The sequence below is a fragment of the Mesorhizobium sp. B1-1-7 genome, from assembly GCF_006442705.1.
Classification (GTDB): Bacteria; Pseudomonadota; Alphaproteobacteria; order Rhizobiales; family Rhizobiaceae; genus Mesorhizobium; species Mesorhizobium opportunistum.
This window is the reverse complement of sequence record NZ_VFWQ01000037.1, coordinates 1-10,816: the sequence shown is the minus strand read 5'-3', so window position 1 is coordinate 10,816 and position 10,816 is coordinate 1. Positions and strand designations below refer to the sequence as shown.

Below are 10,816 nucleotides of genomic sequence, written 5' to 3'. Positions count from 1 at the left end.
GCGATTGGCGAAAGCAGAGATGACCTCCAATCTCCCCACTTGAGGGGGAGATGTCCGGCAGGACAGAGGGGGGCGCCATAGAACTCGACGGTGGGTGCTGGCTCGATATCGGGCCTCAGCCTTAAATCAGCTCGGAGGAGATAGACATGGTCTACGCAACATCGGACGGGTCGGCGGGCAAGCGCCTGAGGGTCGGCATGGTCGGCGGCGGCCGCAATGCCTTCATCGGCGCGGTGCACCGGCTCGCCATGCGCCTCGACGACCAGATCGCGCTGGTCGCCGGCGCGCTGTCGTCCGATCCGGAGAACGCCGCCGCCTCGGCCGCCGAGATCGGCATCGCGCCGGAGCGCAGCTATGCCGACTACCATGCCATGGCCAAGGCCGAGGCGGCGCGGCCGGATGGTATCGAGGCCGTCGTCATCGTCACGCCCAACCATCTGCACGCGCCGATCGCCGCCGCCTTCCTCGAAGCCGGCATCGACGTGATCTGCGACAAGCCGCTATCGACGACGCTTGATGACGCCGAGGCGCTGGTGGCGTTGGCGAGGGCGAAGAAGCGCCGCTTCGTCGTCACGCTCAACAACACCGGCTACGCCATGGTGCGCCAGGCGCGCGAGATGGCGGCGGCGGGCGAGCTTGGCCGGATCGTGTCGGTGCACGGCGCCTATATCCAGGACTGGCTGACGAAGCCGATCGACGCCGAGGGCCAGAAGCAGGCGGAATGGCGCACCGATCCGGCGCGGGCAGGGCAGTCGGCGGTGCTGGCGGACATCGGCGTGCATGCCTTCAATCTGGCGAGCTATATCTCCGGTTGCGAGGCCGAGACGGTGTCGGCCGATCTGTTCACCGCCGTGCCGGGGCGCCGGCTCGACGACAATGCGCATGTGCTGGTGCGCTGGACCGGCGGGGCGCGCGGCACGATCCTGGCCAGCCAGACATCACCCGGCCACTACAATGACCTCTCCGTGCGCATCTATGGCGACAGGGCGGGGCTCGAATGGTCTGGAAGCCGGCCGGAGGAATTGCGCTTCTCCAGATATGGCGAGGAAACCCGCACGCTGGTGCGCGGCGGCCATGGCTCGACCGAGGAAAGCCGGCGCGTTTCGCGCATGCCGGCGGCGCACCCGGAAGGCTATATCGAGGCCTTCGCCAATTTCTACCGCGATGCCGCCGACATCATCCGCGCCCATCGATCCGGTGGGGTGGTCGATGCGGCACGTGCGGCGCAGGTGCCTGATGTAGTGGATGGCGCAAGAGGGGTGAAGTTTGTTGCGGCTGCGGTGGAATCAAACGCAGCGGGCGGGGCTTGGACGGCGGCGCGGTTCGAGGAATGACAGTCGATCTCCCCCCCCCTTGAGGGGGAGATGCCCGGCAGGGCAGAGGGGGGCGCGAAGGAACGCCAGCCTTTCGGCATGGTCCGCTTTTGCGCCAATCCCAACGGACACGGCTGATTTGGCCGAGAGGTTGGCGGGACAGCGCCCCCTCTGGCCTGCCGGCCATCTCCCCCTCGCGGGGGGGAGATCACTGGATTCCCAGCTGCTTCGCCAGATCCGATAGCATCGGACGCTGCCCGACAAGCATCTTTACCTCGGCCTCAGGCAGGCTGAACCAGCCCGCTCTGTCGACCTCCGGGAATTCCTTCATCGATCCCGACCGCGGCGGCCATTCCATGGTGAAGCTGTTGCTCTTGATCGTCGCCACGTCGATCTCCGACCTGGCCTCCACCGACCAGGCGCTGACGATTTTGCCGCCCGGTTGCTTGTAATCGCCGAGGCGCGTGAAAAGGCCGTCGACTTTGATACCGATCTCTTCCTCGGTCTCGCGTTGTGCCGCCACAAGCTCGTCCTCATTCTCGTCGACAAGGCCTTTCGGGATCGACCAGGCGCCATCGTCCTTCTTCGCCCAGAACGGGCCGCCGGGATGAACCAGCAGCACGCGGACATCGCCATCGCTTCGACGATAGATCAGCAGGCCGGCACTGCGTTTTGCCATTTTGCGTGTCCATTCGTGGCGCCGATACGAGGTGGCCAATTGCCAGCCGATCATGGGTGCCGACCCTTGCATCGGCAAATTGCGACGCTATGTCAAACACGCCCGCATTGCACCTCATGTGCGAGTCCGGCAATCTGAAGTATCACTTTGGGGCGGCGTCGAAGTTCAGGTAAGGCGTCCGAATGCAACTGGGTCTGATCGGCTACTACAGCGACTTCGTGGTCTATCCGCTGGTGATCGCCATATTGGGAATAGCCGGGTTGATCGAGGCCGGCGAGGAGAGTGCGCCGGAGTGGATCGGTACGGTCATCTTCTGTCTCGGCCTGTGGACGCTGGTCGAATACGTCCTGCACCGCTTTGTCCTTCATCACATCCCCTACATCAGGGACCTGCACGACCGTCATCATGTCGAGGAGCGCAGTTCGGTGGGTACGCCAACCTGGCTCAGTCTGGGTGTGCACGCGCTGGTCGCCTTCCTGCCGGTGTGGATGGCCTTCGGTTTCGCGACCGCCAGCGCGGTCAGTTGCGGTCTGATGCTGGGCTATCTCTGGTACATCAGCATCCACCACATGATCCATCACTGGCATCCCAGACATCCCAGTTATCTCTACACGCTCAAGCGCCGCCACGCAGTGCATCATCACATCGACGATACCGCCAATTTCGGCGTGACGTCGATATTCTGGGATCGGGTTTTCGGTACGGCGCAGCTCTGAGGGCCGGGGCGTATCTCGATCCCGGCAGGTCCGGCGTCATTGTCATGGCGGCCGGCCCGAGATAGCCTGCCCCGAGATAGCCTGCATCGATGTGCTGGAATCGGGGGTGTGCCGGGAATGCTTCTGCCATTCTTGTACTGGCCTGCATCTCATCGCCTTGGCAGGCTGAAATGGGTTGCTCTTTTCGCGCCGTTCATCCTGTTGTCCGGCTACATCGCCTACGGCTTTGTCGGCATCCAGCTCGACTCACCGGTCTCCGCCCTCAGGCACTTTGCCGCGTTCCCGAACTGCGCAGCGGCTCGCGCCGTCGGTCTTGCCCCCGCGCGCAGTGGGCAGCCCGGCTATTGGCCGACGCATGATGCCGACAAAGACGGCATCGCTTGCGAGCCTTGGCACGGGGAAAGCGCCAGCGGCGTCAAGGTGCATCGCTATTGGCGCAGCGGCAGGTAGTTCTCACAGTTCCTTTTCAGCCAGCTCCCTGAATTCGTCGGGCACCGAGCGCGCCGCTTCGAGCGCCACCGTGCCGTAGCCGACGGCCTGTTTGCCGAAGCGCTCGCGGATCTTGTCGATGGCGCGGTCGGCGCCGAAGCGCGCCAGGCCTTTCGCCGTGCCCGGCCGATGCTTTTCGTCGGCAAGGCCGAGCGGCAGTTCGAGCTGCAGCTCGGAACTCTCCCAGAGGTGCGAGACCGAGATCGCCAGCAGCGAGATCGTTCTTTCGTGCGGATTGTCGGCGAGCACGCCGCGCACCAGATCGCCTGCGATTTCGGCCAGCGTCGTGGTCGCCGAGATCGGCTGGTCGAGCGTGATCGAGCGGGTGACGGCGCTGAGATCGGCAAAGCGCACACGCACGGTCACCGTGCGGCCGGGCCGCGCCTTGGCGCGCAGCCGGCTGGCGACGCGGTCGGCCAGATGCAGCAAAGTGGGCACGATGACGCGCGCCACGGCTGGCTTCTGACCGAGCGCCGACTGCGCGCCGGCCGAGTGCGCGCGGCGCTTCGTCTCCAGTTTCCTCGGGTCGCGGTTCCACGACAAAGCCGAGAGCTTTTCGCCGGCGGCCGGACCGAGTAGCCGCGTCAGCGCGCCGCTGTGCGTCCTGGCCAGCTGGCCTATGGTCTCGACGCCGATTTCGGCTAGCCGCGCCCTGGTCGCCGGGCCAACACCCCACATCAGGCCGACCGGCAAATCGTGCAGGAAGGCAAGCTCGGTGCCGGGATCGACCACCACCAGCCCATCGGGCTTTGCGACCTGCGAGGCGATCTTGGCCAGATGCTTGGTGCGTGCGACGCCGATCGAGATCGGCAGGCCGAGTTCGGCCCGCACACGGCGGCGGATGGTCGCGGCGATCTCTTGCGGTTGCCCGAACAGGTGCGTGCAGCCGGCGACATCGGCGAAGGCCTCGTCGATGGAAATGCGCTCGACCAGCGGCGTGAAATCGTCGAGCACCTTGATCGCCGCGTCGCCAAGCCGCTGGTAGTGGCTGAAATTGCCGCCGACGAAGATCAGTTGCGGGCAGAGCTCGCGCGCCTTGCGCCCGGGCATGCCGCCGCGCACGCCGAAGGCACGCGCCTCATAGGAGGCGGCGAGCACGACGCCGCCGCCGACCGCGATCGGCTTACCGCGCAGCGACGGGTCGAGCAACTGCTCGACCGAGGCATAGAACGCATCGAGATCGGCATGCAGGCTGGTGGCTGTCGTTTCCATCCCGACCGCTCATCCACAGTTGCTGATAGATGCGAACATATGGAGAACAAAAAGTGATCACTGTCAAGCCGTGACCGCTTGAACCCATATCCCTTGCCGCCACCGAGGCCTGGAAAGTCCCCTTGGGTAAGACAGCGTAGCCGCCTAGACAATATGCTCCGCCCGCAGCGCCGCCTTCATCCGTTCCAGCGCCGGCTCACCACCGGCCGCAAGCTCGTCGGCGATGCGGGCGAGATGATCGTCGGCCTTGCGATGCTTGCTGCCCCAGGCGCCGATCGTCGCCAGAACCGGCAACAGGTCGATGCCGGCCTCGGTCAGCCGGTAGATCGCCTTCAGCCCGTGGGTCGGGTCATCGCTGCGGGTGAGGATGCCTTCTTCCTGGAGCGTCTGCAGCCGCTCGGCCAGCGTGCGTGAGGAGATGCCTTCGTCGGATTGCAGGAACTCGCGAAAGTGCTTTTTCCCGGCGAAGACCAGATCGCGGATGATGAGCAGTGTCCAGCGGTCGCCGAGCAGTTCCAGCGACAGGTTGATCGGGCACCCGGATCTTTCACGCGTCGACATCTCTATGGTTCCATTTTAAATCACTTTACTATTGACATCATTTTTCTCGAACGTCAATAGTTCCAAATGTAAACCAATCAATGCCGAAGGATTGGCCGAGCACGCGGCCGCGATCGGCACAGCCGGAGAACGATGATGAAAAAGCTGATCCTTCAGATGCAGATGTCGGTCGATGGCTATGTCGGCGCCAATGCGGATCATCGCTGGCAGCTTTGGGAGTGGGGCGAGGACAATGGCTGGGATGAGGAGCTGAAGCGCGACTTCAACATCGTCTTCGCCGGCATCGACACCATCCTGCTCAGCCGCAAGATGGCCGAGGAGGGGTACCTGACCCACTGGGGCAATGCGGCGAAGAAATATCCGGCCGATCCGTTCTACGCCTTCGCCCAGCGTATCGTCGAAGCACGCAAGGTGGTGCCGAGCGACAGGCTGAAAACCTCGCGGTGGGAACGCACGACGGTGGTGAGCGGCGACCCGCCGCGCGAAGTCAAGGCACTGAAGGTGGGCGAGGGCGGCGACATCGCCGTCTTCGGCGGCGCCGGCTTCGCCTCCGCGCTGATCGCGGCGGGACTGGTCGACGAGTTCCAGCTGTTCGTCAACCCGGCGGTGCTGGGCGCCGGCCGCCGGATCTTCGACCAGGGCGGCTTCCGGAAGCTTCGGCTGCTCGGTTCGAAGGCCTATGCATGCGGCATGGTGGTCAACCGCTATGCGCCGGGCAGCTGAGCCTTGCATCGATAAAAAGACGTCTGGGCAGAATCCTTTGCCCCGGTCTCTTCGTCTTCAAGCTGCGGTCGCCGGCATGGCAGCCGCGGCAATCAAGACGGAGAAAAGCTGATGATCCTGGTGACGGGTGCCACGGGCTTGAACGGAAAAGCGATCGTGCGCGAGTTCGCGCGGCAGAAGCATGCGGTGCGGGCGCTGGTTCGCGATCGGAACCGGGCATTGGCTGCAGGACTGGGCGAACTGGCCGGCGTCGACCTGATAGAGGGCGACATGCGCCGGGCGGAAACGCTTGGCGCTGCGCTCGACGGCGCCGATCGCGTGCTGATGATTTCGACCGCGGGCGACGACATGACCGAGACGCAGTGCCGTTTCATCGATGCCTGCAGAACGGCCGGCGTCGGGCATGTGGTGAAGTTCTCCGGCAGGGAGTCCAACATCGGCTACGACGCGACGAAGTTTCGCTTCACGCGCATGCATGAAGAGGTCGAGCGCTATCTGGAAGCGGCGGGGATGGCGTGGACGCATCTGCGCCCCAGCCAATTCATGCAGGTCTATCTGCGCGACGCACCGACGATCGCCGCCGAGGGCGCCTTCTATCTCGCGCTCGGCGACACCGAGCTGTCGCCGGTCGATGTCGAGGACATCGCCAAAGTGGCCTTCCGGCTGCTGCGCGATGGCGGCCATGCAGGCGAGAGCCTCGACATGACCGGCCCCGAGGCGCTGACGATGACCGGGATCGCCGCGCGAATATCGCAGGCGATCGGCAGGCCAGTCCGCTATGTCGACATCAGTCCGGAACAGCGGCGGCGCAACCTGCTGGCCGCCGGCATTCCGGCCGGTTTCGCCGATGCGCTGGACGAGCAACTGGCCGAGCGGCGGCGGCGGCCGAAATCGCGGGTGCACCTGGCGACGCATGAGATGTTCGGCGTCAAGCCGACGCCGTTCGTAGAGTTCGCCCGGCGCCACGCGGCGGCGTTTGGCGGCGCGGCCTGAGCGCTCTCCCGAAAAAGCGAGCGCTGCGACGTATCCTTTTTGCCCGCTCGTCCGTCCTTGGCTTTGGAAGATCGCGGGACCCGCGATCCATAACCCCGGAGGCTATCATGGCGAGCACTGAGAGTGAGGCAAACAGGAACCATTACGCGGCGTTCGTCGCCAATGCCGGCAAGCTGACCAGCCCGCAGGCGATCATCGACTTCAACGACACTCACTGGACGGCGCTGACCGGCGAACCGGGCGGCGTCGACTATATCGAGGTGGATGCCGGCGGCGTGCCGGCGCTATGGATCGTGCCGAAGGGTGCCGACGCGGAGCGGGCGCTGTTTTACGCGCATGGCGGCGGCTTCGTCGGCGGCTCGATCTACACGCACCGCAAGCTGGTCGGCCATCTCGCCAAGGCGATCGGCTGCCGAGCGCTGGTCTATGACTATCCACTGGCGCACCAGGCAAAGCATCCGGGCCAGCTCGAAGCGGCGATGACCGCCTGGAACTGGCTTGCCGACCAGGGCTTCGACCCGGGCCGGATCGTGATCGCCGGCGATTCCTGCGGCGCTGTGCTGAGCTATGGCGTCCTGCAGCGGCTGCGTGCGCAGGGGAGACCGCTGCCCGTCGCCACCCTGATCATCTCCGGCTGGTTCGACATGGCGCTGACCGCCGCCAGCTACGAGACCAACCGCGACAAGGACCCCGCCTTCGCCAAGGCCGGCGTCGACTGGCTGGTGGCCAATTTCATCGGCGATGCCGACCGGCGCGATCCCGAGGTCAGCCCGCTCTATGCCGATCTCTCCGGCTTTCCGCCTGTCTACCTGCAGGCCGGCGCCGACGAGACGCTGGTCGACGAAAGCCGCATGTTCGCCGAGCGTGCCGGCCAGGCCGGCGTCGAGACGCGGCTCGATGTCTTTGACGACATGCTGCACTCCTTCCAGATGATGGCGGGCCGAGCGCCCGAAGCCGATGACGCGATCGCCCGCCTCGCCGCCTGGGTGCGGCCGAAGCTTGGGCTGCCGGATGCCGTTGATGTTGCCGCCGGCGCGAAGGCGGCCTGATCATGCGCCGGCTGATCGTGTCCAGCTTCGTCTCGCTGGACGGTGTCATCGAAGGGCCGATGGGGTGGGCCTCGCCCTTCTTCGACGAGCAGAACCAGGCGCATGCCTTGCAGGCGTTGTCCGGCGTCGAGTTCTTCCTGCTCGGCCGCGTCACCTACGAGATGTTTTCGGCGCGCTGGCCCGATCTCAAGGGTCCATATATGGACCGCATCAACGGCTTGAAGAAGCTGGTCGCGTCGAAGACGCTCAAGACGGTGGGATGGAATGCCACGCTGCTTGAGGGCGACGTCGCGCAGGCGCTCGCCGCGCTCAAGCGGCAACCGGGCGGCGACATCCTGAAATATGGGGTGTCGCAGCTCGACAAAACGCTGGTCTCCGCCGGGCTGGTCGATGAGTATCATCTGTCGATCGTGCCGACCCGCGTCGGGCACGGCAAGCGCGCCTTCGACGATGTCGGTTCCATCGACCTCGATCTCGTCGGCACGCACCGTTTCGACAATGGCGTGGTGACGCTAACCTATGTGCCGCGATGAACCAGCAGATCCGCAGATCTCGTGATACCGCGCAGGGGATGAGGCCAAGGCTCAATCCCGAAGGCCTGTTCGACCTGCGCTATGCCGCGTTCCTCGAGACCGTTTCGCATTTGCGCGTCCGTCTGCACCGCTACTGCGCTCGCATGACCGGCTCGGCGCTCGACGGCGAGGACGTCATGCAAGAGGCTCTGTTCGAGGCCTATCGCAAGATCGAGTTGCTCGACGACACGCTGGCGTTGCGGCCCTGGCTGTTCCGCATCGCCCATAACAGGTGCATCGATTTCATCAGGGGCCGCCGCACGCGAATGCTGGCCGAGGCCGGCTACGCCGGCGACGATATCGTGCTGCCGGTCGAGCCTGCCGGGCGGGGTGCCGGCCGCGCTATCGAGCGGCTGGTCGTGCATCTGCCACCGAAGGAGCGCGCCTGCGTGCTGCTCAAGGATGTCTTCGACCATTCGCTGGAGGAGATCGCCGAGCTCGTCGGCTCGACGACAGGCGGCGTCAAGTCGGCGCTCAACCGCGGCCGCGCCAAGCTCGCTGCCTTGCCGGCGCAACCGGTCGCGGCGCCCGCATATGATCCCGAACTGGCGCGGCTGCTCGGCCGCTACGTCGAACTCTTCAATGTCAGGGACTGGGACGGGGTACGCGCGCTGACCAGCGCCGATGCGCGCCTGCGCGTCTCGGATTGCTACAACGGCCTGCTCTCCGACTCGCCCTATTTCGTCGAGTATGAGCGCGCGGAACTTCCCTGGCGCATGCGGCAGGGTGCGATCGGCGCCGAGATCGTGCTGGTCGTCGACAGGCTGTATGGCGATGTCTGGCGGCCTGCCCATCTGGTGCGGATCCATGCCGCCGGCGGAGTGATCGACCGCATCGCCGATTACTATGCGTGTCCCTGGATCCTGGAGATGGTGTCGGCTGATGCGGACCCGCGCCATCACTTCGCATCATGAAAGATGATGCCGACGGTGTGGCGCATGCCTGAGCGCAAGCGGCTGACGCCGTGGCGCAAATTGACGCGGTAATTACCTTTCGTTCCCTGCACCGGCCGGTTGTGGACGGCGAAGACAACGGCGTCGCCCTGGCGCAGCGGCACCACCTCGACCCGGCTCTGCATACGCGGCCGCTGCTCGGTCAACGCGAATTCACCGCCGGTGAAATCCTTGCCCGGTTCGGAAAGCAGGATCGCAACCTGCAGCGGGAAGGCGAGGTCGCCGTAGAGATCCTGGTGCAGGCAGTTGAAGTCGCCGGGCACATATTGCAGCAAGAGCGGCGTCGCCCGCGTCTGGCCGGCGTCATGGCACTGGTCGAGAAACTCGGCATGCGTCGCGGGATAGCGCATCGCCTGTCCCATGCGCTCGTTCCAGCGGTTGGCGACCTCGGCCAGTCGGGGATAGAGCGCGCTGCGCATTCCGCCGATGAGATCGGGCAACGGATAGCGGAAATAGCGGTATTCGCCTTTGCCGAAACCGTGCCTGGCCATGTGGATGTGGCTGCGGAAATGCTGCTCCTGCGGATAGAGGCCGGCGATCTGCCGGCACTCCTCACGCGAGAGCAGTTTTTCCATCACCGCGCAGCCGAAGCCGTCGAGTTCGGCGGTCAATGCCGGCCAGTCGTAGGATCCGACGCGTGTCTCTGCGGCTTCCACCGCGGATGCGGCTACCTTGGCGTGGGCGTTCATATCCGGGCCTCCTTGTCGAGCAAGGCGCGCTTGCGCTCGATGCCCCAGCGGTAGCCCGACAACGTGCCGTCGGCACGGACAACGCGGTGGCAGGGAATGCCGAGCGCGATGGCGTTGGCCGCACAGGCCGTTGCCACGGCGCGGGCACCATTGGGCTGGCCAAGGCGTCGGGCAAGCGCGGTGTAGGTGATGGTGGCGCCGCGGGGGATGGTGCGCAGCACGTCCCAAACACGCTGCTGGAACGGCGTGCCGTGGCTGACGTCGAGCGGCAGGTCGAGGCCGGCGGAGGGCGTTTCGACGAAGCGCGCGATCGCGGCAAGGTCGTCGCTCAGTCCGGGCTCGTCTTCAATCAGAATCTTGCCAGGGAAGCGGTTGGCGAGATCCTGCTCCAGTGTTTCGGCACTAGAGCCGATCAGAATGGCGCAGACGCCGATCCGGCTGCGCGCCGCCAGGATGTTGCCGATCGCGGATTGGCCGATGGCGTAGGTTATTGTGTCGAGGGCTGCGGCTGCGTTGGAGGCTGTCGCCGGGTTGATGATTTGCATAAGGTTCATTGCCTTCACTCCTTCTGTGCCTGAACCCTAGTTCCCTGCGTTCGGCCCCTCACTCCGATGCTTGCTTTCAAATTCAAATCTCTGGAACAGTGCAAAGGTAAGCGCCCTACGGCGCCCCCCTCTGTCCTGCCGGACATCTCCCCCACAAGGAGGGATATTGGCGGCTTCGTCGCCCCACTCGTTCCTGCAACATCGGAGATTGGCGAAGGCCGTGATGACAGCCAATCTCCCCACAAGTGGGGGAGATGTCCGGCAGGACAGAGGGGGGCGCCGTAGAGTGCTGACTTGGACCACACTGCCCAAACATGCTCAC

13 protein-coding genes are annotated in these 10,816 nt (G+C 65.1%); 8 read left to right on the top strand and 5 right to left on the bottom strand.

Features of this window, described 5'->3' with window-relative positions; all coding sequences use genetic code 11:
* Window positions 1-146: 146 nt before the first annotated feature.
* On the top strand, window positions 147-1,334 hold the full coding sequence (locus tag FJ978_RS32580; protein WP_140576942.1) for a Gfo/Idh/MocA family oxidoreductase: 1,188 nt from the start codon (window positions 147-149) through the stop codon (window positions 1,332-1,334).
* Window positions 1,335-1,521: 187 nt separating this feature from the next.
* Here the strand turns inward: FJ978_RS32580 and FJ978_RS32575 are convergent, their stop codons facing one another.
* Window positions 1,522-1,992 carry an NUDIX domain-containing protein gene (locus FJ978_RS32575; protein ID WP_140576940.1) on the bottom strand — a complete coding sequence of 157 codons (471 nt, stop codon included), beginning with the start codon at window positions 1,990-1,992 and terminating at the stop codon, window positions 1,522-1,524.
* 182 nt (window positions 1,993-2,174) lie between these two features.
* Here FJ978_RS32575 and FJ978_RS32570 point away from each other — a divergent pair, with 182 nt between their 5' ends.
* Window positions 2,175-2,708: a sterol desaturase family protein gene (locus tag FJ978_RS32570; RefSeq protein WP_013894439.1), complete on the top strand. Its 534-nt coding sequence runs from the start codon at window positions 2,175-2,177 to the stop codon at window positions 2,706-2,708.
* 117 nt (window positions 2,709-2,825) lie between these two features.
* Window positions 2,826-3,158 carry an excalibur calcium-binding domain-containing protein gene (locus tag FJ978_RS32565; protein WP_140576939.1) on the top strand — a complete coding sequence of 111 codons (333 nt, stop codon included), beginning with the start codon at window positions 2,826-2,828 and terminating at the stop codon, window positions 3,156-3,158.
* Window positions 3,159-3,161: 3 nt separating this feature from the next.
* On the opposite strand, the gene dinB is transcribed toward FJ978_RS32565, so the two are convergent.
* Both dinB and FJ978_RS32555 read right to left on the bottom strand, forming a co-directional pair.
* Entirely contained in the window at window positions 3,162-4,409 is a 1,248-nt protein-coding gene (gene dinB, locus FJ978_RS32560; protein WP_140576937.1) for a DNA polymerase IV, read from the bottom strand.
* A 144-nt stretch (window positions 4,410-4,553) separates the two neighbouring features.
* A complete protein-coding gene (locus FJ978_RS32555) occupies window positions 4,554-4,970 on the bottom strand; it encodes a helix-turn-helix domain-containing protein (protein ID WP_140576936.1) in 417 nt (138 codons plus the stop codon).
* A 135-nt stretch (window positions 4,971-5,105) separates the two neighbouring features.
* On the opposite strand from FJ978_RS32555, the gene FJ978_RS32550 reads away from it, so the two are divergent.
* From FJ978_RS32550 to FJ978_RS32530, 5 genes are all read left to right on the top strand, one after another.
* Window positions 5,106-5,693: a dihydrofolate reductase family protein gene (locus FJ978_RS32550; RefSeq protein ID WP_140576934.1), complete on the top strand. Its 588-nt coding sequence runs from the start codon at window positions 5,106-5,108 to the stop codon at window positions 5,691-5,693.
* Between the two features lie 111 nt (window positions 5,694-5,804).
* Window positions 5,805-6,686, top strand: coding sequence for an SDR family oxidoreductase (locus FJ978_RS32545; protein WP_140576933.1), 882 nt, complete (start codon window positions 5,805-5,807; stop codon window positions 6,684-6,686).
* Window positions 6,687-6,793: 107 nt separating this feature from the next.
* On the top strand, window positions 6,794-7,735 hold the full coding sequence (locus FJ978_RS32540) for an alpha/beta hydrolase (RefSeq protein ID WP_140576931.1): 942 nt from the start codon (window positions 6,794-6,796) through the stop codon (window positions 7,733-7,735).
* A 2-nt stretch (window positions 7,736-7,737) separates the two neighbouring features.
* Window positions 7,738-8,268 (top strand): dihydrofolate reductase family protein, encoded by a 531-nt coding sequence (locus tag FJ978_RS32535; RefSeq protein ID WP_013894447.1) that lies wholly within the window; start codon window positions 7,738-7,740, stop codon window positions 8,266-8,268.
* 38 nt (window positions 8,269-8,306) lie between these two features.
* A complete protein-coding gene (locus FJ978_RS32530; RefSeq protein ID WP_246678242.1) occupies window positions 8,307-9,221 on the top strand; it encodes a sigma-70 family RNA polymerase sigma factor in 915 nt (304 codons plus the stop codon).
* Here the strand turns inward: FJ978_RS32530 and FJ978_RS32525 are convergent.
* Complete coding sequence (locus FJ978_RS32525) at window positions 9,206-9,949, bottom strand: 2OG-Fe(II) oxygenase (protein ID WP_140576928.1); 744 nt, start codon at window positions 9,947-9,949, stop codon at window positions 9,206-9,208. The genes FJ978_RS32530 and FJ978_RS32525 overlap by 16 nt on opposite strands.
* Entirely contained in the window at window positions 9,946-10,503 is a 558-nt protein-coding gene (locus tag FJ978_RS32520) for a methylated-DNA--[protein]-cysteine S-methyltransferase (RefSeq protein WP_140576927.1), read from the bottom strand. The genes FJ978_RS32525 and FJ978_RS32520 overlap by 4 nt, the downstream gene beginning before the upstream one ends.
* Between the last annotated feature and the right edge of the window lie 313 nt (window positions 10,504-10,816).

What these genes read in the sequence shown, in the direction of transcription:
- FJ978_RS32555 (WP_140576936.1), bottom strand. Translation starts at nt 4,970, where the DNA reads ATGTCGACGCGTGAAAGATCCGGGTGCCCGATCAACCTGTCGCTGGAA.
- FJ978_RS32530 (WP_246678242.1), top strand. Translation starts at nt 8,307, where the DNA reads ATGAGGCCAAGGCTCAATCCCGAAGGCCTGTTCGACCTGCGCTATGCC.
- FJ978_RS32550 (WP_140576934.1), top strand. Translation starts at nt 5,106, where the DNA reads ATGAAAAAGCTGATCCTTCAGATGCAGATGTCGGTCGATGGCTATGTC.
- FJ978_RS32540 (WP_140576931.1), top strand. Translation starts at nt 6,794, where the DNA reads ATGGCGAGCACTGAGAGTGAGGCAAACAGGAACCATTACGCGGCGTTC.
- FJ978_RS32520 (WP_140576927.1), bottom strand. Translation starts at nt 10,503, where the DNA reads ATGAACCTTATGCAAATCATCAACCCGGCGACAGCCTCCAACGCAGCC.
- FJ978_RS32565 (WP_140576939.1), top strand. Translation starts at nt 2,826, where the DNA reads ATGCTTCTGCCATTCTTGTACTGGCCTGCATCTCATCGCCTTGGCAGG.
- dinB (WP_140576937.1), bottom strand. Translation starts at nt 4,409, where the DNA reads ATGGAAACGACAGCCACCAGCCTGCATGCCGATCTCGATGCGTTCTAT.
- FJ978_RS32580 (WP_140576942.1), top strand. Translation starts at nt 147, where the DNA reads ATGGTCTACGCAACATCGGACGGGTCGGCGGGCAAGCGCCTGAGGGTC.
- FJ978_RS32570 (WP_013894439.1), top strand. Translation starts at nt 2,175, where the DNA reads ATGCAACTGGGTCTGATCGGCTACTACAGCGACTTCGTGGTCTATCCG.
- FJ978_RS32545 (WP_140576933.1), top strand. Translation starts at nt 5,805, where the DNA reads ATGATCCTGGTGACGGGTGCCACGGGCTTGAACGGAAAAGCGATCGTG.
- FJ978_RS32535 (WP_013894447.1), top strand. Translation starts at nt 7,738, where the DNA reads ATGCGCCGGCTGATCGTGTCCAGCTTCGTCTCGCTGGACGGTGTCATC.
- FJ978_RS32575 (WP_140576940.1), bottom strand. Translation starts at nt 1,992, where the DNA reads ATGGCAAAACGCAGTGCCGGCCTGCTGATCTATCGTCGAAGCGATGGC.
- FJ978_RS32525 (WP_140576928.1), bottom strand. Translation starts at nt 9,949, where the DNA reads ATGAACGCCCACGCCAAGGTAGCCGCATCCGCGGTGGAAGCCGCAGAG.